Source organism: Reichenbachiella sp. 5M10 (assembly GCF_002742335.1).
In the GTDB taxonomy this organism is placed as follows: domain Bacteria; phylum Bacteroidota; class Bacteroidia; order Cytophagales; family Cyclobacteriaceae; genus Reichenbachiella.
Genome location: NZ_MDGR01000007.1, coordinates 3,559,592 through 3,581,028, shown reverse-complemented (window position 1 = coordinate 3,581,028; position 21,437 = coordinate 3,559,592). Strand labels below are relative to the sequence as shown.

General features: G+C 45.5%; 19 protein-coding genes. 11 read left to right on the top strand and 8 right to left on the bottom strand.

Annotated features, from left to right (window positions below; all coding sequences use genetic code 11):
* Positions 1-3 precede the first annotated feature (3 nt).
* The 3 genes from BFP72_RS14320 (at position 4) to BFP72_RS14310 (ending at position 3,474) form a co-directional block, all read left to right on the top strand.
* Entirely contained in the window at positions 4-576 is a 573-nt protein-coding gene (locus BFP72_RS14320; protein WP_099599786.1) for a DUF3109 family protein, read from the top strand.
* A gap of 1 nt (position 577) precedes the next feature.
* Positions 578-2,824, top strand: coding sequence for an ATP-dependent helicase (locus BFP72_RS14315; RefSeq protein ID WP_099599785.1), 2,247 nt, complete (start codon positions 578-580; stop codon positions 2,822-2,824).
* A gap of 62 nt (positions 2,825-2,886) precedes the next feature.
* A complete protein-coding gene (locus BFP72_RS14310; protein ID WP_099599784.1) occupies positions 2,887-3,474 on the top strand; it encodes a phospholipid scramblase-related protein in 588 nt (195 codons plus the stop codon).
* 77 nt (positions 3,475-3,551) lie between these two features.
* Here BFP72_RS14310 and BFP72_RS14305 read toward each other — a convergent pair whose 3' ends face one another.
* Both BFP72_RS14305 and BFP72_RS14300 read right to left on the bottom strand, forming a co-directional pair.
* Positions 3,552-4,184 (bottom strand): nitroreductase family protein, encoded by a 633-nt coding sequence (locus tag BFP72_RS14305; RefSeq protein ID WP_099599783.1) that lies wholly within the window; start codon positions 4,182-4,184, stop codon positions 3,552-3,554.
* Positions 4,185-4,216: 32 nt separating this feature from the next.
* Entirely contained in the window at positions 4,217-4,795 is a 579-nt protein-coding gene (locus tag BFP72_RS14300) for a TetR/AcrR family transcriptional regulator (RefSeq protein ID WP_099599782.1), read from the bottom strand.
* A gap of 229 nt (positions 4,796-5,024) precedes the next feature.
* Between BFP72_RS14300 and BFP72_RS14295 the strand changes: the two genes are divergently transcribed.
* Positions 5,025-5,756, top strand: a complete 732-nt coding sequence (locus BFP72_RS14295) for a hypothetical protein (RefSeq protein WP_099599781.1) — start codon at positions 5,025-5,027, stop codon at positions 5,754-5,756.
* 259 nt (positions 5,757-6,015) lie between these two features.
* Here the strand turns inward: BFP72_RS14295 and BFP72_RS14290 are convergent, their stop codons facing one another.
* The gene (locus BFP72_RS14290) at positions 6,016-6,573 is read right to left on the bottom strand and encodes a hypothetical protein (protein ID WP_099599780.1); all 558 of its coding nucleotides are present in this window, start codon (positions 6,571-6,573) and stop codon (positions 6,016-6,018) included.
* Between the two features lie 235 nt (positions 6,574-6,808).
* Positions 6,809-6,964 (bottom strand): DUF5522 domain-containing protein, encoded by a 156-nt coding sequence (locus tag BFP72_RS19235; protein WP_158233419.1) that lies wholly within the window; start codon positions 6,962-6,964, stop codon positions 6,809-6,811.
* 159 nt (positions 6,965-7,123) lie between these two features.
* Here BFP72_RS19235 and rocD point away from each other — a divergent pair, with 159 nt between their 5' ends.
* From rocD to BFP72_RS14260, 7 genes are all read left to right on the top strand, one after another.
* Complete coding sequence (gene rocD, locus BFP72_RS14285) at positions 7,124-8,362, top strand: ornithine--oxo-acid transaminase (RefSeq protein WP_304528358.1); 1,239 nt, start codon at positions 7,124-7,126, stop codon at positions 8,360-8,362.
* A gap of 63 nt (positions 8,363-8,425) precedes the next feature.
* Positions 8,426-8,602, top strand: a complete 177-nt coding sequence (locus tag BFP72_RS19040; protein WP_143520083.1) for a Lacal_2735 family protein — start codon at positions 8,426-8,428, stop codon at positions 8,600-8,602.
* A gap of 277 nt (positions 8,603-8,879) precedes the next feature.
* Positions 8,880-11,081 carry an NADP-dependent isocitrate dehydrogenase gene (locus tag BFP72_RS14280; RefSeq protein ID WP_099599778.1) on the top strand — a complete coding sequence of 734 codons (2,202 nt, stop codon included), beginning with the start codon at positions 8,880-8,882 and terminating at the stop codon, positions 11,079-11,081.
* Positions 11,082-11,247: 166 nt separating this feature from the next.
* On the top strand, positions 11,248-11,715 hold the full coding sequence (locus BFP72_RS14275) for an NADH-quinone oxidoreductase subunit A (protein WP_099599777.1): 468 nt from the start codon (positions 11,248-11,250) through the stop codon (positions 11,713-11,715).
* 100 nt (positions 11,716-11,815) lie between these two features.
* On the top strand, positions 11,816-12,337 hold the full coding sequence (gene nuoB, locus BFP72_RS14270; protein ID WP_099599776.1) for an NADH-quinone oxidoreductase subunit NuoB: 522 nt from the start codon (positions 11,816-11,818) through the stop codon (positions 12,335-12,337).
* Positions 12,337-12,840, top strand: a complete 504-nt coding sequence (locus tag BFP72_RS14265; protein WP_099599775.1) for an NADH-quinone oxidoreductase subunit C — start codon at positions 12,337-12,339, stop codon at positions 12,838-12,840. The genes nuoB and BFP72_RS14265 overlap by 1 nt, the downstream gene beginning before the upstream one ends.
* A complete protein-coding gene (locus BFP72_RS14260; protein WP_099599774.1) occupies positions 12,837-14,054 on the top strand; it encodes an NADH-quinone oxidoreductase subunit D in 1,218 nt (405 codons plus the stop codon). Before BFP72_RS14265 ends, BFP72_RS14260 begins: the two co-directional genes overlap by 4 nt.
* Before the next feature lie 279 nt (positions 14,055-14,333).
* Here BFP72_RS14260 and BFP72_RS14255 read toward each other — a convergent pair whose 3' ends face one another.
* The 4 genes from BFP72_RS14255 to BFP72_RS14240 form a co-directional block, all read right to left on the bottom strand.
* Positions 14,334-15,281, bottom strand: coding sequence for a hypothetical protein (locus tag BFP72_RS14255; protein ID WP_099599773.1), 948 nt, complete (start codon positions 15,279-15,281; stop codon positions 14,334-14,336).
* Between the two features lie 598 nt (positions 15,282-15,879).
* A complete protein-coding gene (locus BFP72_RS14250; RefSeq protein ID WP_099599772.1) occupies positions 15,880-17,418 on the bottom strand; it encodes an NAD(P)/FAD-dependent oxidoreductase in 1,539 nt (512 codons plus the stop codon).
* The gene (locus tag BFP72_RS14245) at positions 17,408-17,803 is read right to left on the bottom strand and encodes a hypothetical protein (protein WP_099599771.1); all 396 of its coding nucleotides are present in this window, start codon (positions 17,801-17,803) and stop codon (positions 17,408-17,410) included. The genes BFP72_RS14250 and BFP72_RS14245 overlap by 11 nt, the downstream gene beginning before the upstream one ends.
* A 281-nt stretch (positions 17,804-18,084) precedes the next feature.
* Complete coding sequence (locus BFP72_RS14240) at positions 18,085-21,072, bottom strand: carbohydrate-binding protein (RefSeq protein WP_099599770.1); 2,988 nt, start codon at positions 21,070-21,072, stop codon at positions 18,085-18,087.
* Between the last annotated feature and the right edge of the window lie 365 nt (positions 21,073-21,437).

Genomic DNA, 21,437 nt, shown 5'->3' with positions numbered 1-21,437 from the left:
GGTATGATAATTTTGGATAATGCGGTTCTTTCGGATGATTTGAAAGAGAGGCATTTTGTGTGTGACTTGAACAAATGCAAGGGAGCATGCTGTGTGGAGGGGGATTTGGGTGCGCCACTGGATGAGGAGGAGTTGCCATTGATTGAGGAAGTCATAGAGGTAGTCAAACCCTACCTGTCCCACGAAGGTCGAGAGGCAATAGAAAAGGAAGGTGCATATCTGCTAGACGAAGAAGGGGACTACTCTACCACGACCATCAACGGTCGGGAGTGTGCCTTTGCAATCTATGACGAAAAAAATATTCTCAAATGTGCGATTGATCAGGCTTATCGTGACGGCAAAGTCACCTGGCAAAAGCCCATATCCTGCCATCTATATCCTATTCGTATCACGAAGTACGATCATTATGATGCGTTGAATTATGATCAGTGGGACATCTGTGCACCTGCATGTAACTTGGGCGAACAACTCAAAGTGCCCGTGTACAAATTTCTAAAAGAACCTCTTGTGAGGAAATATGGAAAGGAATGGTACGGGAAATTAGAGCAAGAGATAGAAGGAAAGCAAGAGCTATAGCATGGAACAAGATTACCTAGAACTATTGAACCCCCCACAGCGTGAAGCGGTCATCAAGACTGAGGGACCTACCATGATTATTGCTGGAGCAGGATCGGGCAAGACACGGGTACTTACTTATCGTATTGCACATTTGCTCAAGTCCAAAAATGTGGATCCGTTTTCGATTCTATCGTTGACATTTACCAACAAAGCAGCCAAGGAGATGCGTCATCGTATCGAAGATGTCGTAGGGACGGATGCTCGCAACCTATGGATGGGGACTTTTCACTCTGTTTTTTCTCGTATTCTACGTGCGGAGGCTGATAAGTTGGGTTACCCCAGCCACTTCACGATTTACGATTCGGATGATTCCAAATCACTGATCAAAATCATCGTAAAGTATTTTGGATTAGACGACAAACTCTACAAGCCCAATGTGGTGCTCAATCGTATTTCTAGTGCCAAAAATCGTCTGGTATCTTGGCAGGAATACCTCAACAACCCCATCTATCTCGCTGATGATACCGAAAATGGTAAGCCAGAGATGGGTAAAATATACAAGGAGTACGTCAAGCGGTGCTTCAAAGCAGATGCCATGGACTTTGATGATTTGCTTTTCAATACCAATGTGTTGTTTCGTGATCATGTGGATGTGCTCAATAAATACCAGCAGCGCTTTCAATATGTGATGGTGGATGAGTTTCAGGATACGAATATCTCGCAGTACCTGATTACCAAAAAGCTTGCTGCAGTACGTCGCAATATTTGTGTGGTGGGGGATGATGCACAGAGTATTTATGCCTTTCGTGGTGCAGATATTCAGAATATTCTGAATTTTGAGAAAGACTATCCAGAATTGAATGTGATCAAGTTGGAGCAGAACTATCGTTCGTCCAAAACCATCGTTGGAGCAGCCAATTCTATCATCAGCAACAACAAGAACCAGTTGCGGAAAAGTGTCTGGACAGACAACGAGGAAGGTTCTTTGATCGACTTGATCAAGGCGACTACCGACAATGAAGAAGGGAAGCTTGTCGCGTCAGCGATTTTTGAATCCAAGAATCAAAACCACTACCACAACTCTGATTTTGCGATACTCTACCGGACCAATAGTCAATCTAGAGCATTGGAGGAGGCTTTGCGTCGCAACCATATCAAATACAAAATCGTCGGTGGATTGTCGTTTTATCAGCGCAAAGAAATCAAAGATATTTTAGGTTATATCCGCTTTTCGGTCAATCAAAACGATGAACAGGCTTTGCGTCGAATCATCAACCTGCCCAAGCGAGGGATAGGGGCATCGTCGGTGGAGAAGTTGGTTTTGGCGGCAGCCGAAAACAATGCAGACCTATGGACAGCACTTCAAAATGCCCAAAACATACTGGGCGGTAGGGGGGCTTCAGCAGTGGAGGAGTTTGTGACTTTGGTCAAGACCTTCAAGCTTGCTGTAGAGAAGAAAGATGCGTTTGAGGCTGCTTCGCAAATTGCCAAAAACTCTGGGTTGCTCAAAGAGCTCTACGACGACAAGACTGTAGAGGGGAGGAGTAGATACGAAAACGTACAAGAGTTGCTTAATGGTATTAAGGAGTTTGTAGATAATCCTGAGAGTGAAGACAAATCTATGGGGTCTTTTCTCCAAGAGATTGCACTCCTCACGGATGCTGACAATGACAAGGACGAGGACAAAGATTTCGTGACATTGATGACGATTCACTCGTCCAAAGGGCTTGAGTTTAAGAATGTGTTCGTCGTGGGGATGGAGGAAGATTTGTTTCCATCACAAATGATGATTAGCTCTCGTCAAGACCTAGAGGAGGAGCGTCGATTGTTTTATGTGGCCATCACGCGTGCTGAGAAGAAGCTTTATATGAGTTACGCTTTGACGAGGTACCGATTTGGGAGACTCAAGACTTGTGAGCCAAGCCGTTTCCTTGAGGAAATCGACAAGGATTTTCTCAAGCTCAATCAGAAGTTCAGTTCACCTAGTTCTCCGTCTGGCGACTATACCAAGAACTTCATCGGGAATGCCACACAACCTGTGCGGAAGCCCGTAAATCAGGCAGTCGTGCACAAACCTTCGGCGAACTTCAAGCCCAGTAATACGTCGAAACTTGCGGTTGGCGATAAAGTCGAACATCCAAAATTTGGGTTCGGAGAGGTGACAAAAATAGAGGTCCAAGGTGCGAATAGAAAGGCACATATCTCATTTGACAAAGCAGGAGAGAAGACGCTGCTGTTGAGTTTTGCTAAGTTGAGGATTTTGTAACTTGATTGTTTCGCATACCCACTCCTGATTAAGAAAGTATAAATTGAAGAAAAACGAATAGAATGAATCCAATACTAGATCGGAACCTGTTTTTTGTAAAAGAGCATGTAGGAATGTTCAAGGCGGCCAATAATTACGATATTCATGACCCTAGCAATCAGGAGATGATCATGACTTGTCGAGAAGAGAATCTTGGTTTCTTGACTAAAATGTTTCGCTTTACGGATTATAAGCGGATGACTCCATTTGACATAGAGATCAAGACGGCTACTGGTGAAAAAGTCTTGACCGTCAAGCGAGGGATCTCGATTTTCTTGTCTACCGTAGAGGTGTTTGACGAAAAGGATCAACTAGTGGGCAAATTCAAACAGAAATTCTTTTCAATAGGAGGGAAGTTTGATGTATTGGATGCCAGTGATCGAGTACTCTGTACCCTCAAAGGGAAGTGGACAAGCTGGGATTTTAAATTTATCAAAGACCAAGTGGAATTTGCTTCGGTGAGCAAAGAATGGGCAGGAATGGGACGTGAGTTGTTTACTACTGCGGACAATTACATGCTCAAGATTGATGAAAAAGTGAATGAAGGTCACCCGATGAGATTGTTGATTTTGGCGGCAGTGATGTGTATCGATATGGTATTGAAGGAGTAGGAGGTTACTTCATAGAATCAAAAAGAGGGTGTCCCAATCAATTAGGGTACCCTCTTTTTGGTTTTTGTACTATGGCTTTAGTCTACTAGAGTGACCAAGTCCTCTGTGCTTTTTCTCACTTTTGGAAGGTTGACTAACCAGTCGGTGTCCGTGTCTCGATAGCCCAGAGGCAATAGAACACAACTTCTCAATCCTTTTTCTTTCAGATCGAGGATTTCGTCCAGAGCTGTTGCGTCGAATCCTTCCATGGGAGTACTGTCCACTCCTTCGAATGCCGCCGCAGCAATCGCTTGAGAGAAAGCAATATAGGCTTGACGTGCGGCATGGTTGAAGTTGGTCTCAGCATCTTGCTGTGGGTAGCTGTTGAGTAGTTTCTGGCGGTAGTTTTCCCAGCCTTCGTTGGTGAACCCACGGAGTTCGTTCGTCAGGTCAAACATCTTGTTGATACGTTCTGCGGTGTAGGTGTCCCATGCCGCAAATACCAGTAGGTGTGAGCAGTCCGTCACCACGGATTGATCCCAAGCGATGGCTCTGATTTTGGCTTTGACTTCTGGGTTTGTCACTACCAAGATCTCGAAAGGTTGTAGTCCGCTAGATGTAGGAGCGAGTGAAGCTGCTTCGATGATGTGGTCTACTTTTTCTTGAGGTACTTTTTCGCCATTCATGGCTTTGGTGGCATAGCGCCAGTTCAATTTATCTAATAATTCCATGTTGTAATGTGTTAATAATGTTGTTTCGTTATTTATACTTTGATACTGTCCCAGGCTGCCTGAAAGGCTTCATGGGCTGTTTCTTTGTTTAGGAGGTAGTGTTGGCAGTGGATGGGGTTCATGAGGAATGCCATAGGGTAGATGGTTTGGGCATAGAGCAAGTAGGGAGAGCTGTCCTTGATGAGCCCTTCTTGTTTTCCTCTAGACCAGAGATCCAAAAGGGGTTGGAGATGTTTGAGGCCTTCTTGTCGAATCTCGGGAGCAATCAATGGCGTGTTGTCGCACTGATTGAGGAATGAAGCTTCTTCGGGGTTTTCGGTTTTGTAGTTCAGTATGTTGTGCCAAATTTTCTTAAATGCAGTATAGACGGGCTCGGTTGTGTCATACTGTGCAAAGGCTGCCAGACTGAAGTTTCCTTTGGCTGCCAAATACAATTGATTGATCATGTCTTCTTTGTTTTGGAAATACAAATAGATCGTCCCCGGAGATACTCCAGCATGTTTGGCAACTTGAGACATACAGGCCGCTTGTATGCCTCCTTTTTGGATAAGGCAGAGCGTGGCACGTAGGAGTGCTTTACGTTTTTCAATGCTTTTCTGAAGTTTGACCATTGTTTGTCGCGTGTCAATTGCTTGCTAATTCTAAGTTGTACGTAAAAATTGAATGAACGTTCATTTTTATTGACTCACTAACAGAAATTCTCAAAAAGATGTATAGTGGGGTGGTTGCTGCGAGTTGTTTTTGCAGGTGTAGGCGTTTTTTATTCGAACGGTGATTCGTATTCGGTTAATTGCATTATCATAGCAGTTATAAAGATCACGTTTTAATCAGTTAGGAATTATGAAAAAAATATCAACCAGTTTGCTATTGGTTTTGTTCGTATCGGTGTCTGCATTTTGTCAGATCGAAGAGAAAATTAAGAAAGAAGGGGTGGTGCCAGGAGTTATTTTTGATGGAGAGAAAGAAATAGAGGGGTACTTCAAAAGAACAGGGACAGCGTACTCGGACGGTAAGGCCTTCGACGCACCTTGGCAATTTCAAGATAAGATGAAGTTTATCGAGAAGGACGTTTTTGCGAAAGCAGAAAAAATAAAAAACAAACTCTATGAGTCATACGAAGCGAAGAATTGTAGTGGATTTAGATACGATACATTGACCTATGCATCCGTCAAATATGCAGATATGTCTGCAGTAGGTATGGATATGCTGCCTAAGAAAATGTTTATGAGAGTCGTGTCTGAGGATAAGATTTCTCTGTTTCACTACTTTGATTCCCCTCCGTCGGTAGTCTCAGGTCCAGAAGGGTTTGAGCCGTATTATATCGATTGTGCAAAACCAAACTTGGTGTACAGAGTAGGCGAAGAGGGCAAGTTGAAATTAGTCAACGATATGAATATCACCAAAGAATTGGCAGACTGTCCAATGGTAGTAGAGAAACAAGAAAAGGGAGAGTATCAGGTTGTGGAATCCAATGAGGAGGCCTCTGGAGGAAATAAGTTCCTAAACAACATGATGTTCAAAGAACAGGTACGTATAATGGCGATAGAGGATTATAATGCCAATTGTGAGTAAAGGCTCTTCTTAACTTATGAGGATGAATAAGGTCTGAGGTAAAGCTTCAGGCCTTATTTTTTTGCACATATTGCTTGAGGCTCAGTATGCTCGATGTGATTTGGTCGTGCCGATTGGGTTTTCATTAGGAGCCCAACATAGTGATAGCATCAAGAGTTCTTGATGCTATCTTTCATAAGTTGGCAAATGAGGTGACGAATGTTAGGCGGTTTGAAACCAGCAGCGTGTAAACGCTAAACAACACCACTGAGCTATGGTTTTAGAACCGTTTGACTCTCATCGAACGGTAGTATTCTTTGGCTTCTTTGTACTTTTGTTGGCGTTTGGCTCTATTGCCGAATGTTCCAATTGTCGTTGATATTTTAGCTTCCAGCACGGGCAATTTGCTGATAAACCGTGCAGATGCTCCAATGGATAAGTTCTCATTGACGTTGTATTCAGCAATTGCTGCAAAGGTGATGACAACTTTTTTGGCATCAACCATACCAGCTCTCATGTTTACCCCTCCTACAAATTTCTCACTTCCAAGCAAGTATATCGTGGAGTATACACCTGAATAGCTACTGGTAGAGGTTCTATCGTTGATGAAATCCGTACTGTCAGATGAGGCCTTGTCAAAATAGCTGTTTCGTTCGTAGTAGCCCCCTACCTCTATGTCACCTATGCAGCCGGGTAATAAAAAGCCTACAGAGGTGCCAGTGTCTTTGATTCCTCTAGCAGGCATATTATAAATGGATAACTTGAGGTCTTGACCAAAACTGAATTGTACAATGGATACAAGGATGGTGATGATTATGAATGATTTTAATTTGTTCATGGCTTTGTTGTTTAGCGTTGTTGAATATGTTTATGATTCAAAAGTGGGCTAAGCCAGAACTAAAAGTAACAGGTGATTTCTGTATTGTGATTTTTGCTAGATTCTCGTAAAGAATGTAGAATAAGTCATAGAGGGGAGTGAGGGGCGTTTTTATGCGTTTCTCTAGTGTAGAGAGGAGTATGTGGATATGTGTAGTTGGAGTAAACTTATGGTGTTAAATGTTGTTGATGCTTTTTTACTTCCCATACGGGCAGTGCTTGCAGCCATTTTTGCAACAGTAACCTCTCTTGAGGTGGTACTGAGCAGTAAAGACCATGAGACCAGCTTCGTTGTAGTAGTAGTCTTTGGCACTGAGGGGACCAGGTTGTTTGCTTTTTTCTTTGTCTGACAAAGGGGATGAGATTTAGATTTCCTTTTGTAATTTTGAACAAATCTAGTGGAGTTCTGCATGGGAACTCTTTTTTATTCTGATCTCTATGTAGTAGGAAATAGGGCAAAGACAAATAATTAACAATTCTTGGGGCCCAACTCGGGTTAAATACAAATGACAATGGTAAATGAAATGACTAGTGAGCAGGCGATTGCCTTGGAGGATAAATACGGTGCGCACAACTACCACCCACTTCCTGTGGTGTTGTCCAAAGGTGAAGGAGTTTATGTTTGGGATGTAGAAGGGAAAAAGTACTATGACTTTCTGTCTGCATACTCTGCTGTCAATCAAGGCCACTGTCATCCAAAAATCGTAGGAGCACTTACCGAGCAGGCACAGAAACTGACTTTGACATCTCGCGCATTCTACAATGATACTCTAGGAGAATACGAAAAATACATCACAGATTATTTCGGTTTTGATAAAGTACTCCCAATGAATACCGGAGCTGAGGCAGTCGAAACGGCCATCAAGCTGACGCGTAAGTGGGCGTACGAGGTGAAAGGTATTCCAGAGAATGAAGCCAAAATCATCGTGTGTGAAAATAATTTTCATGGACGTACGACTACCATCATTTCGTTTTCCAACGACCCTGATGCGCAGAAGAATTTCGGTCCATATACAGCCGGATTTATCAAAATACCTTACAACGATATGGAGGCGCTGCAAGAGGCGCTGAAAGATCAAAATGTAGCGGGACTGTTGATGGAACCGATTCAAGGTGAAGCAGGGGTGTATGTTCCAGATGAGGGTTTTTTGCAAGCCGCTAGTGAAGCCTGCAAAGAAGCCAACGTCCTTTTTGTGGCGGACGAAGTGCAAACAGGTATCGCACGGACTGGCCGCTTGCTGGCTTGTGACCATGAAGACGTCAAGCCAGATGTATTGATTCTTGGCAAAGCCATCTCTGGAGGAGTATACCCTGTGTCTGTGGTGTTGGCCAATGACGAGATCATGGGAGTGATCAAACCAGGGCAGCATGGATCTACTTTTGGGGGCAACCCGATCGCATCGAAAGTCGCCATGGCTGCATTGGATGTTGTACAGGAAGAGAAATTGGCGGCTAATGCAGAGAGACTTGGCAAGAAATTCAGATCGAGATTGAACGATTTTATTGTTGAGAGTAAATTGGTCTCTCTGGTGAGAGGAAAGGGATTACTCAACGCCATAGTAATCAATGATGCGGAGGATAGCTCTACCGCTTGGGATATCTGTGTCGCACTCAAGGACAATGGTCTGTTGGCCAAACCGACACATGGCAATATCATTCGGTTTGCACCTCCGTTGGTAATGACCGAAGCGCAATTGGATGAGTGTTGCGATATCATCATCGATACGATACAGAAATTTGAAAAGAAATAAAAAAATAGAAGGGCTGCTAGATGCAGCCTTTTTCATGCCTGATAGGGCCATATAGCGAAGGACATGTTTGGACTATTTAAGAAAAAATCGGAGTTGGAGCAGCTCAGCGCACAGTACAAAGCGCTGATGAAACAAGCGCATATTTTGTCTTCTCAAGACAGGACGAAAAGCGATGCAAAGTATGCCGAAGCGGAAGCCTTGATTCAACAGATCGAAGCACTCAAGGCAAATGAGCAATGAGCTCAGTACCCTGTCTTTTTATGGTATAAAGTGTCTTGATGTATTTGCAAGAAAATTAGGATTGGATTGTAAATCATTCATTATTCGGAAGCATTACTTCTTTATCCATTCAATCGATAAGCCATTACGCTAAGATTTACTAAATTCGCCCTCTCAAAAGAAGGCTTTGTGGACGAATGCCGAAACCCCGTTTTGGAATCCTCATTCCCTCGATTGACCAAGACTATTTATTCAGTAACACAGCGGTACTATGCCGCTTCCAAGCAGTTTAAAAAACATGACAAAATCTAAGATCATTTACACCAAGACGGACGAAGCACCTGCTTTGGCTACTTATTCATTTTTGCCTATCGTTTCAGCTTTTACTTCAGCGGCTGGCGTGGAGGTTGAGACCAGAGACATTTCCTTGGCAGGTCGTATCATCGCCAACCTCTCTGACTACTTGACTGATGATCAAAAAATAGGTGATGCATTGGCAGAGCTCGGTGACTTGGCCAAGCAGCCAGAGGCGAACATCATCAAATTGCCCAACATCTCAGCTTCTATTCCGCAGCTACAAGCAGCCATCAAAGAGCTGCAAGCGCAGGGCTATAAGTTGCCTAACTACCCATCTGAGCCTAAGACGGACGAAGAGAAAGAAATCAAAGCGAAATATGCCAAAGTACTCGGTAGCGCAGTGAACCCTGTCTTGAGAGAAGGGAACTCTGATCGTAGAGCACCCAAGGCTGTAAAAAACTACGCCAAGAAAAACCCACACAGAATGGGCGCTTGGGCCGCTGATTCAGCAACACACGTCGCGTCTATGCCAGATAGCGATTTTTATGGTTCTGAGAAGTCTACGACCGTAGCAGAAGCTACCGAATTCAAAATCGTTTTCAACGGTGAGGAATTGAAAGGATTTGCGCCTTTGTTGGCTGGCGAAGTGATCGATTGTTCAGTGATGAGCATCAACACACTGAAGTCATGGGTAGCAGGTGAGATTGCAGACGCGAAAGCGAAAGGCGTCTTGTTTTCGCTACACATGAAAGCGACAATGATGAAGGTATCTGACCCAATCATCTTCGGCGCAGTAGTAGAAGTATTCTACAAAGACGTATTCGAAAAATATGCAGAGCTCTTCGCAGAGCTGGGTGTGACTGCTACCAACGGTATCGGTGATGTCTATGCCAAAATCGCTGGACATGCGAAAGAAGCGGAAGTAAAAGCGGCCATCGAGGCAGTATATACCGACAGCCCTGACCTAGCGATGGTCAACTCTGACAAAGGAATCACCAACCTACACGTGCCGTCTGATGTCATCATCGATGCATCTATGCCAGCGATGATTCGTACGTCAGGCCAGATGTGGAACAAAGCAGGTGATCAACAAGATACCAAAGCGGTCATTCCAGACAGATGTTATGCGGGTGTGTTCCAAGCTACGATCGACTTCTGTAAGAAAAACGGCGCATTCAATCCATCTACGATGGGTTCTGTGTCCAACGTCGGTTTGATGGCACAAAAGGCCGAAGAGTACGGGTCACATGACAAAACCTTCCAATTGGCGGAAGCAGGTACGGTACAGGTGATTGACAAAGCGGGTACAGTATTGCTAGAGCAGACCGTCGAAGCAGGCGATGTATTCAGAATGTGTCAGGTGAAAGACGCACCGATCCAGGACTGGGTGAAGCTAGCCGTGAACAGGGCAAAAGCGACAGGTGTACCTGCGGTATTCTGGTTGGATGAGAACAGAGCGCATGACGCACAAATCATCGCCAAGGTGAATACTTACCTAAAAGATCACGATACGGCAGGTTTGGATATCCGAATCCTCGCACCAGTAGGTGCGACGAATTTCTCTCTAGAGAGAACGTTGAAAGGGGAAGATACGATCTCTGTGACGGGTAACGTACTGAGAGATTACTTGACAGACTTGTTCCCGATTTTGGAATTGGGTACGTCGGCGAAGATGCTCTCTATCGTGCCGTTGATGAACGGTGGCGGATTGTTCGAGACAGGTGCAGGTGGATCAGCACCGAAGCACGTACAGCAGTTCAACGAAGAGGGATACTTGAGATGGGATTCTTTGGGTGAGTTCTTGGCACTCGCGGTTTCGTTGGAGCACCTTTCGGAGACTTTTGACAACCCCAAGGCCAAAGTTTTGGCAGAAGCACTAGATGCAGCGACTGGGTTGTTCTTGGACAATGACAAGTCTCCTGCCCGTAAGGTAGGCGGTATCGACAACAGAGGGTCACACTTCTACTTGGCGATGTATTGGGCACAAGAATTGGCTGCTCAGGACAAAGACGCTGAGTTGAAAGCACGCTTTGCGGGATTGGCCAAAGCCTTGACAGAAAACGAAGCGAAAATCAACGAAGAGTTGATCGGCGCACAGGGCAAGCCAGAAGACATCGGCGGATACTTCCAGCCCAACATTGACTTGGCATCAAAAGCCATGAGACCAAGTGCAACACTCAACGAATCACTGGCTGCACTCTAAGGAGCATAGATAAAATAAAGAGGCTAGCTCGGTTTGGGTTAGCCTCTTTTTGTATAAATGGTATAATTTAGTGAAGGGGTAGTCCAGAGACAATTGATCTGGAATATATGGGCTTAGACCAACTCGCCGTAGAGGTCTTCGTTAACTTCACGAAATACAAATGACAATGGAACTAACTAACTACCAAATCATACTATTGTTCGCTGTGGGGGGCTTTGTGGCCATCATGGGGTCACTAGTGACGAGCTGGGTACTCAGACCTCGCAGACCCAACGAGGAGAAACTGACCACCTACGAGTGTGGAGAGGACCCGACGGGCACGGCTTGGGGCAAGTTCAACATCCGATTCTATGTGATTGCACTGGTGTTTGTGTTGTTTGAGACAGAGTTGTTGTTTTTGTTTCCTTGGGCGATCGTCTTTGGGGACGAAGGACTCAATGCCCTCACGCAAGGCAAATGGGGAATGCTCGCATTCGTCGAGATGTCACTATTTATACTGATTTTAGCATTGGGTCTAGCCTATGTCTGGGGCAAGGGGTTTCTCGAATGGGAAAAGCCAGATGTGAAAGTCACCGACGTAGAGAGCAAAGTCCCAGAAAGCCTCTATGATCAATTGAATACAAAATACCAATAGAGTGGATATGTGTTAGACTCCAGAGACTAGATTGAGACAGAACATGTACATTCTAGTATTCCCAAAGTCTAACATCTAGCATCTAATATCTAAAAAAGAAATGAAAGGTTTACTCGATCAAAAATTCAACAACGGCGGGGTAGTCATCAGCAGCCTCGAAGATATCACCAATTGGGCACGACTGTCCAGTATCTGGCCTATGGGCTTTGGTTTGGCTTGTTGTGCGATCGAGATGATGGGTGCCTATGCATCGGGCTATGACTTGGATCGCTACGGCGTGATCCCACGTGCCAGTCCTAGACAGTCCGATGTGATGATCGTAGCAGGTACGGTGACCTACAAGATGGCCGACCGAGTCAGACGACTCTACGAGCAAATGGCCGAACCACGCTATGTGATCTCGATGGGCTCTTGCTCCAACTGTGGAGGTCCCTACTGGGAGCATGGCTACCATGTCGTCAAAGGAGTCGACAAAATCATCCCAGTAGATGTCTACGTGCCTGGATGTCCTCCAAGACCCGAGGCACTGATCGGAGGGATATTGAAGCTCCGAGAGAAAATAGAAAATGAAACCTTGAGAGAGCCAGAAGGCCTGCGCGAAATCGTAGAAAATCTAGACTAATGGAAATAGCTGAATTCAAAACCCTTGTACAGGATCGTATCGGCGAAGCAGCCGTGATCGGTGTGGACGAAAATGCAACGCCCAAGGCACTGCTCATTGCGCCAGGTTACATCAAGGATGTGTGTCTCTATCTCCGTGACAATGACCAGTCGTATTTCGATATGCTCTCTTGCCTCACAGCCATTGACAATGGGCCAGAGATCAATACCATGGAGGTCGTCTACAACCTGTACTCGATCCCACTGGAGCAATCCCTCATGCTCAAAGTGACCCTTGATAGAGAAAAACCAGAAATAGACTCAATGACCGAGCTCTGGAAAACAGCCGATTGGCACGAAAGGGAGGCCTATGATCTATTCGGGGTACAATTCGTCGGGCACCCCGACTTGAGGAGAATCCTGATGCCAGGAGACTGGCAGGGACACCCCATGCGCAAAGACTATGTAGAGCCCGAAGAATACCGCGGCATGAAAACCATCAGAGAGGAGGAGGATCCATCATGAGCCAAGCCATAGAATACAAATATCGTCCAGAAAACCTCAACGAGTCTGCTCCCAACAAATACACCGAGGCAGACCTGACTCGTGAGGAGATGATCATCAACATCGGGCCACAGCACCCCTCTACACATGGTGTATTGCGACTGGAGGTCGTCACCGATGGAGAGATCGTCGTGGATGTGGTGCCGCACATGGGCTACCTGCACCGATGCTTTGAGAAGCACACTGAGTCGGTACCTTTCAACCAAGGGCTACCCTTCGTAGACCGCATGGACTATGTCGCTGCGATGAACTCAGAACATGCCTTTGTGATGGGAGCGGAGCGAATGCTCGGCATAGAAAACGACATCCCAAAGCGGGTAGAGTACATCCGTGTACTGGTCGCGGAGCTCAATCGCATCGCATCGCATTTTGTGGCGATAGGTACTTATGGACTGGATATTGGAGCGTTTACCCCCTTCTTGTGGGTGATGCGTGATCGGGAGCACATCCTGCGTATGCTGGAGTGGATCAGTGGAGCACGTATGCTCTACAACTACATCTGGGTAGGGGGCTTGTTTTACGATCTACCTGTAGGGTTCGAGGAGAAATGCATCGAGTTCATCAGTTACCTGAAACCCAAACTCAAAGAATTGGATGATGTCCTCATCAACAACAAGATATTCGTAGAGCGTACAGCCAACGTCGGCGTATTGCCTCGCAACCTAGCCATTAGCTATGGGGCAACAGGCCCCGTACTACGTGGTTCGGGATTGAAGTACGACTTGCGTCGTGTCGACGGCTACTCGGTCTATCCGGAGCTAGACTTTGATATTCCCGTAGGTACAGGAGCCATGGGACAAGTGGGAGACTGTTGGGACCGAACCTTCGTCAGAGTACAGGAGGTCAAAGAATCTGTCAAGATCATCGAGCAGAGCCTAGAGCAGCTCACCAAAGCACACAAGCGCACCAAAGATTTTGACCCGAGAGCAGCAGTACCCAAGAAGATCAGACCCAAAGCGCAGGACTTCTACGTCCGTGCCGAAAACCCAAAAGGAGAACTGGGCTTTTTCTTCCGTACAGACGGTCGATCCGACATCCCTGTGCGCTGCAAGGCCAGAGCTTGTAGCTTCTCCAATCTCTCCGTACTGGCAGATATCACACGTGGACACATGATCGCTGACTTGGTCGCCATCATTGGCTCCATTGATATCGTCATGGGTGAAGTGGATAGGTAGGCTCAGCACCCCGATTACTTCAAGTAATCGGGGTGCTGAGTTTTTTTAGGGCTTCTGGATGTATGAAAGACCCTAGATACGATGATTTGATTTGCTGATAGACGGTATATGATTTTGTAGCTCCAAATCACCACGAACCTGTATTCAATTTTTTATGCTCCAGCAAGGGCTCAATTGTTCCCATCTAGCAGGCTTGTAGTGTAGAGTACTTTGGTGAGCAAGGTTTGAGCATTTCAAAAGCGTCCCGCAGTGTTGAACTTTTCTGAGCTCTTTATGATTTTAGCTTGTTTTTCTGTTTACTATTTTGTTGAATTTTTTTTCGTAAGTTTCTTTTTCTAGGAAAGGAAAGGTTCTTTGATTCTTATCATGCTCTCCTTTTAACAATTGATAAAATGAGTTGCTCGGGTCTGACTTTGTGTTTTTTTTAGTTTGAGTTAAGTCAAAAATATTTGTTATTGAATTAGCTACTTTTCTTCGGTCTCCATTCTTTATGTTTGAAATCCATTCTTTATTTTCTAACTCTAAAATAAGCTCACAAAGTTCTTGTTGAGATCCATTCCATTCAATTTTGAAAATATCATTTTCTATATGATTTATTTTACTTTCAAAAGGGGTATGGTCACTTGATATGGTTAGTAAGTTCAGCCTTTGTTCAATAAAGTCAATTAACATTTCTATTATATGATCAGATATTTCTTTATTGAGCTTAATACTCCAAAAGACATCTATTTGCTTTGCTTTATCTAGTAGTACACTTTTATATCTCTTTAATATGTTTAGTAAAATTTTTACCTCATCATTTATTCCAACAAAATAGTGTTGTGCCATAGTATTGGCTAGAAAGGTCTGATAGTTGTAAACTAATGATGTGAAAAAAGCGTCAATAAAAAACTCTATTGTTTCGATGTTATCATCAGGGATAAAGGTTTTTCGTTTCTCGAATAATTCTTTGCTTTTTTGAGAAGACAAGCTTCTATTACCTTCAACACAGTCATAATAAAGGTCAAGAAGCTCTGTAGCAAATATTGAAATCCCAATGTTATTAGATGAATTTTCTATTTCTAGTGGGAAGTTTAGAAAAGTTGATGTGTAGTGCCATTGAATTTTTTCTTTTTCAAATTTTTTGAAAGCCATTCTTTGGAATGCATAAATATCAAATTTTTTCTTCCAAAGAATGTGGTTAATTTCTTCAATCCTTCCTGAGAAATGTTGTGTATTTAGTATCATTTTTTTGTTCAAATCTAAAGTAATGAGTTTCTATAATCAATTACATCTCACTTACGGTAGGTTGATTATTTTATACACTATGCTACTTTCTAGCGCGCTGTTGCAAAAGCGCGCTCATTTAGTTTAGTATTATCGATGCGAGTAACCGCATGACTCTAGTATAATGAACCTGCAAAAAAATAGCTACCCGCCACCTCTTCTTCATGAACCCCATGTCTTGTCATGATTTGCATTTTATTTACATAGAATTGTAATTTCTATATACTGATTTGTATTTTATTTATGTCAATTTGCACTTTATCTATATGAAAAGTCAATTTATTTAATCCAATTTGTACTTTCTCTATACCAATTTGTATATTCTTTGTGTGCGTTTGGATATTATCCATACAGGATTGTAGATTATTGGACTCGGTGCACATTTCTTGGTAGGGGAGGTGAGGAGGATCTCAATACTCAAATGGCCTTAGGAAGCGTACCACATAAGGTCTCGACCCACTTCTAACAGGGAATGATGATGAATCAGCCATAGATAGCAGAGCGTATGTGCTATCTATGGCTTCTTATCTGCGAGGACGATAGAGAGACTATCGACACACTAAGCATCGACTGGCATGACATGTTTGACTTGGCCTTTGGCTTTTCTCTTTGCACTTTTTGCCAAATACTCTTCTACGACTCCTTTGTAGTCGGTAGGGTCGTAGCGCGCGAATATTTCGGCAGGTACATTGGGGAGCTTTCTCCATTGAGAGATGCCCAAGTCTTGAAGCAGAATATCTAGATGTTGCTGATACCTCGTGCTCACAGCGATGTTGAATGTAGATTCATAGGAGGAGTGCGCTATCTTCCACTGGGAAACGCGCTGAGCAGAGGCGAGCATTTCTGTCTCTGAAGGCAACTGGAGGTCTTTTTGATGTGCGGCTATTTGCCATAGCGTACCCATCTCACAGAGTGCGATGTGCATAAACCCGTGATTGTACCCCGCAAATCCCAGATCAGGAATCCGAGGGTCTATCTGATGGCGATAGAGTGACGGCCCTCCATGTACTCGGAGGTACTGTGCGTACGTTTCGGGTAAGAAACCGTAGGTAGGTGCCTCATTGCCGCAACAGATACATACCATGTCAGCTTCTATTTTTTGACCATCGGATAAGATGAGTCCATGTTCAAAAAATGAAGCAACCTCCCCTCGGTAAGGGATGATGCGCTGGTGTGCGACGTATTCATAGTAGTGATTCGGAGCTACTGCCGAGGCACTTCTCAAATCCGGAACAAACTGTGATTTGGGAGGGAAAACCAAGTCCAATACGCTTGGGTCAAGTGTGCCTAACTTTGCATCTTTTCGGTGCTGATACTGAAAGAGCGTAGCTATAAAGCCCCAAAAAGACTTGACCACAAAGGTCAGTTTCTTGTGCAGCAAGTTTTGGATCAAGGAGCTATGGCACCAAGACGGCATCATGTCACTGCCAAAGCGAGAGAAAAAAGGCCGAGTGTAGTCAATCCCTAATAAATGATCCGGGATGGTCCACCTTGGTGTCCTAAAGATGTGCTGCGTGCTTTGGGCTACTGCGCCGCTCCATGCCGCAAAATCCAGAGCTGTCTTGCCAAATCCTACGACGGCCACATGCTTGTCCTTGAAGACTTCTTTGGAATTGATGTTGGTGACGACCTCTCCTCGGTATGAATCGATATTTTCAAAACGAGGCTTATGCTTTTTGTCTCCTCCAGGGTATTGGCCTGTCGCTATCATGACATAGGCAAAATCCCCTTGCATTCCGTTTTCAAAAGTCAATTGCCAACCGATATCCTGCTTGACCATTTGGGTCACTTTGTGGTTGAGCTTGACTTCAATACCATATGCTGCAACCGCAGCATGCATGTATTTCAAGACTTGCTCCCCAGTCGGGTGACGATCAGGAGTAAATGGCCAGGGGAAATCGGAGAACTGGTATTGCGGGGCGGTGTTTTGCAACCGGACACCTGGGTAGGTCATGTTCCATTGGCCCCCGATCTGATCGGAGGCCTCATATATTGTGACTGAATAGCCGCATTTTTGCCAAACTCTTGCTGCCGAAATACCCGACACGCCAGCTCCTATAATGGCAATATGCTGACTCTTTAATGAATTATTTTGCATCAGGGTCGATCTCGTCTTTGATCCAGTTGATACCAGTTATCTCCCAGTCCTTGTCACTAGACGCATCGATATACCTTTCCCAAGCATCGATACCGGTGTTTTTAGCGATTCTTTTGAACTGCATGGTAGGGATCGCACTGTTCAGGATGACGACCGATCTCACCATTCCTTTTTGTTTGTAGTTCTTTTGGCCTTCTTCCATGACGCTCTGGCTTTCTGCAGGGAGAGGTTTCATGTCTCTTAGGTCTGCAAACACACCGAAATGAGCAGGGGCTTTTTCTAGCAAGGCTAGAGATTCTTTGTACCACTCTTCCATTTCTTCTTTTTTGATAAAACCACTAAACGTGAGATAGTACCCAAAATCCTTTTGTTCAATTTTGTACATAGTTAATAAGTCTTTTATTGTTCTTTCGATAACTGTTGAATTGTCGTCAAGATACTTTTTTTTGTGAAAAATAGTAATGATTCGATTGTCTACTTATGCATAGCAGGGAGATTTTGTATCTAACGGTTGGGGGCAAAGCTGCCGTGTGTGAGGTCAGGATATCTGGCAAGACTGTTTTTGCGGAGGTTATATCAAAAAAGCCCCCAATCTCTTGGGGGCTTCTAAACTAAGAATGATTAACCCCAGATGCCATGTGGTATGGAGGGTTTACTTCAGGATTACTATCTTTTGACGAACTGGATGCTGCGTACTCCGGTAGCTCCTTGGATGCGCAGCACAAATACGCCTGGATTCAGTGCCGACACATTGACACGGAGTTCGGAGGCTCCTGAGAGCGACTGATCCAGCTGCATGCGTCCATCCAGACTGTAGATGCTCAGGTGTGAGTCATCAGCCGTCAATCCCTGTAGTGTCAACTGATCAGAGGTCGGGTTAGGATAGCAGGTGAGGCTCGATTGGCTCAGTATATCTGCTCCTGTATTGGCTGTTCTTGCCCCCGATACACTTGCGATTTCGAACCAGTTGAGGTTGAATCCACCCGAAGGGAAGGCCAAGGCCAACTGCTGTTGCCCAGCTGTGAGCTGTACACTATGAGAGACTGTCGTCCACGTTTGCCATCCACCTGTGGCGTTGACATTCATCGTACCGTAGACTGCTCCTCCGCCGAACCCTTCGAGTTGGATCTGTCCACCACCATTTTGCGAAGCGACACGGTAGCTGACGGTATAGGTACCCGTCGCTGGGACGTTGACATTGTAGCCTGCCCAGTCGCCTCCATCGATCCAGCCGACGTTTTGTCCACCGTTGGTGTCAGAGGTGTTTTCAGTTTGTAGACCATACATTTCGAAGTAGTCTTCCGCTTGGATCAGCAGTGCTGTCGGGTTGGGGTCAGGGTCTGTCGTACCTCCGTCAGGGGAGAATGCCACGTAGTTGACATTGAGTCCCGATACCGGGAAATAGAGGCGCACCGTCTGACTTCCCGCACTCAGCGAAATGGTGGTAGAGACTGTCGTCCAGTTTTGCCATCCGCCTGTGGCGCTGAAATTGGCCGTGGCGGTAGTACCTCCGGCTTGCAGCTGTATGCTTTTGCTGTCACTACCATCTGCCGCTACTCTGAATTGCACCTGATAGCTACCCGCACTCGTGACATTGACGGAGTAGTCTGCCCAATCTCCTGCGTCTACATAGCCGATGTTTTCTCCTCCTTCGGAGCATGCTTCTGTTTGGATGCCGCTCATGGCGCTATAGCTTTCGGCCTGTACCGTTCCGGGTAGATTCACGGCTGTGTTGTTTGGGTTGACGGTCACTGTGGCACTACCTGATACACCGTTTTGTGAGGCGGTGACTGTATAGCTGCCCGTGCTCGTCGCGTTGAAGAGCCCAATGGCATTGGTGCCTGACCAAGTTGGTGAGATGCTCATCGGGTTGCCGTTTTGGTCAAGCCCCGTAGCGGTGAACTGCTGGCTGTCTCCTATCAGGAGCGTACTGTTACTCGGTGAGACCTGTATATTAGATAGCACGGCTACCGTACCTGTGCTCACTTCGATCCAGTTGATATTGACCCCTGAGTCGGGAAAATAGAGACGGATGGTCTGAGTCCCGGCACCCAAGTATAGGGAGGCAGTAGTTGTCGTATAAGTCTGCCATCCTCCTGTCGCGGTGAAGGTCGCTGTGGCAGTGCTGTTACCCGCTTGTAGTTCGATGCTTTTGGACCCACTGTCTCCTGAGGCTACTCTAAATAGGATTGTATAGTTGCCAGCGCTGGGCACATGGATGCGGTAGTCTGCCCAGTCCCCTGGATCAGCGAATCCTAGATTTTGTCCTCCTTCTGCACTGGCCTCCATTTGGAGGCCACTCATGCTACAGTAGCTTTCTGCTTCTATCACCCCTGGGATTTGGGAGGCATTGACATCTGCACAAGTGGGAGCGGGTGGTGCGCTGCTGTCGTTTTTGACGGCATCATACCAGCCTTGATCCCAAGTGAGCCCTGGCGCTCCGTTGGCGATGTTGTTTTGACAAAAGGCAATCATATCGTTGTAGATATTGGCAGGTGGATTGCCTCCGCTGTTGATGAAGTTTTTGAGGTCATTGTATGGGTCGTTGGGATGAATGGTCCAGAGCGTTTTGTCGTGCGACATTTTTTTGAATGACCATGGGAAGTAGTCCACGTCGTTGTTGATGCACCAATCGGTCATGTTTCGCAAGTTGTTGTTGTCACTTTCACCGTATTCCCCCAGTATCATGGGGACATTGAGTTTGTTGCAGATGGCGAGTCGGCCGTTGAGTGCCGAGACGTCATGGGAGTAGTGGTGTGTCTGGTAGACGAGGTTGTTGTCCCAGCGGTAGTTGATGCCACTTTGGTTTTGTGTTTCGGGATCCATCCAGTCTAGTTTTTGCATGTCCGAGCCCCACCAGCTGCCTTCTGCCACGATGATGTGGTTGTTGTCTACTTGGCGGATGGCATTTCGCATGGTGATCATGGAGGCCATCAGTTCGAACTCACGACCAGGCTGGGGGACGGGCTCGTTGATCAAGTCATAGCCCCAGATGACGGGTTCGTTTTGATAGTAGTCCGCAATGTGACGCCATACATCAGCTGCGATGTTGACATTGTTTCCATCCCAGAAGGTCACCGTCTCGCGCGGTTGGCTGGCGTTGGAGTTGACATTGTCCGAGTGGTCGCCGGGATTTTGGTAGCCGGGAGCAGCGTGCATGTCGAGTAGGATGTACATGTCATGTGCACGGCAAAAGTTGACTAAGCGATCGATGTATGCAAAACCTCGGTCTGAGGGTGCGTTGCTGTTGTAGTCCCAAAAGAGGTTGTAGTGAAAGGGCACACGTACCGAGTTGAATCCAAGGACTTTGAGATCTGCGATGGCCTGCTCGGTGACGTAGTTCATGCGCCACTGGTGCTCAAATTCAATGGCTTGATTGAGATCACCACCGAAGGCATCCTTGACGGAATTGAAAAACTGCGTGTGTGTTCGGTAATTGAAATCACCCATCATGAGGTAACCTTCCCAGAGCAGCCAGTTGCCGAGATTCATGCCGGTGAAGTAGATGTCGTTTCCGTTTTCGTCTACGATCTGTGTGCCATTCGTGTGAATGTACTGCGCGTAGAGACGGGTGCTAGGATACATGACCGCCAGACCGAGTAAGGCCATGACGGTAGCCGTCTTCCAGTTGAGGTTCGTTTTGTTTTTTTTCATAGTAATTAGTTTTAAGTGAAGCCTTGTCGGTTTGTAGATTCACTCTCTCATGCTTTCATAATCAATCAAATAGCCAACCGGTCAAACCTCAGGCATTGTGAATCAAATGTCTCTCGAAGCGAATAAAGAAGCTATTCGTAGTAGTGGATTGGTGGACGAACGTAGAATGGATATTTTATTACGTGTTGTTTGTCAGTGTGTTACGTGTTTTTCCTGCATTGCAATAAGTAGACTTGTGGGAGTGTCAGAACCTGTAGAATGGCGTAGTTGGACGGGTACTCCTCCTCTAAGTTTATCAATTGACTGATGGAGAGAGAGTTCTAGAGACTGTAGGGTACGATGAGACTTGCCCAAGATCATGTTTA

Excerpts from the sequence above, each read along its gene's own strand:
- BFP72_RS14260 (WP_099599774.1), top strand. The coding sequence starts at position 12,837 with ATGAGCCAAGCCATAGAATACAAATATCGTCCAGAAAACCTCAACGAG.
- BFP72_RS14310 (WP_099599784.1), top strand. The coding sequence starts at position 2,887 with ATGAATCCAATACTAGATCGGAACCTGTTTTTTGTAAAAGAGCATGTA.
- nuoB (WP_099599776.1), top strand. The coding sequence starts at position 11,816 with ATGAAAGGTTTACTCGATCAAAAATTCAACAACGGCGGGGTAGTCATC.
- BFP72_RS14305 (WP_099599783.1), bottom strand. The coding sequence starts at position 4,184 with ATGGAATTATTAGATAAATTGAACTGGCGCTATGCCACCAAAGCCATG.
- BFP72_RS14240 (WP_099599770.1), bottom strand. The coding sequence starts at position 21,072 with ATGAAAAAAAACAAAACGAACCTCAACTGGAAGACGGCTACCGTCATG.
- BFP72_RS14295 (WP_099599781.1), top strand. The coding sequence starts at position 5,025 with ATGAAAAAAATATCAACCAGTTTGCTATTGGTTTTGTTCGTATCGGTG.
- BFP72_RS14275 (WP_099599777.1), top strand. The coding sequence starts at position 11,248 with ATGGAACTAACTAACTACCAAATCATACTATTGTTCGCTGTGGGGGGC.
- BFP72_RS14245 (WP_099599771.1), bottom strand. The coding sequence starts at position 17,803 with ATGTACAAAATTGAACAAAAGGATTTTGGGTACTATCTCACGTTTAGT.
- BFP72_RS14290 (WP_099599780.1), bottom strand. The coding sequence starts at position 6,573 with ATGAACAAATTAAAATCATTCATAATCATCACCATCCTTGTATCCATT.
- BFP72_RS14255 (WP_099599773.1), bottom strand. The coding sequence starts at position 15,281 with ATGATACTAAATACACAACATTTCTCAGGAAGGATTGAAGAAATTAAC.
- BFP72_RS14250 (WP_099599772.1), bottom strand. The coding sequence starts at position 17,418 with ATGCAAAATAATTCATTAAAGAGTCAGCATATTGCCATTATAGGAGCT.
- rocD (WP_304528358.1), top strand. The coding sequence starts at position 7,124 with ATGGTAAATGAAATGACTAGTGAGCAGGCGATTGCCTTGGAGGATAAA.
- BFP72_RS19040 (WP_143520083.1), top strand. The coding sequence starts at position 8,426 with ATGTTTGGACTATTTAAGAAAAAATCGGAGTTGGAGCAGCTCAGCGCA.
- BFP72_RS14265 (WP_099599775.1), top strand. The coding sequence starts at position 12,337 with ATGGAAATAGCTGAATTCAAAACCCTTGTACAGGATCGTATCGGCGAA.
- BFP72_RS14280 (WP_099599778.1), top strand. The coding sequence starts at position 8,880 with ATGACAAAATCTAAGATCATTTACACCAAGACGGACGAAGCACCTGCT.
- BFP72_RS14320 (WP_099599786.1), top strand. The coding sequence starts at position 4 with ATGATAATTTTGGATAATGCGGTTCTTTCGGATGATTTGAAAGAGAGG.
- BFP72_RS14300 (WP_099599782.1), bottom strand. The coding sequence starts at position 4,795 with ATGGTCAAACTTCAGAAAAGCATTGAAAAACGTAAAGCACTCCTACGT.
- BFP72_RS14315 (WP_099599785.1), top strand. The coding sequence starts at position 578 with ATGGAACAAGATTACCTAGAACTATTGAACCCCCCACAGCGTGAAGCG.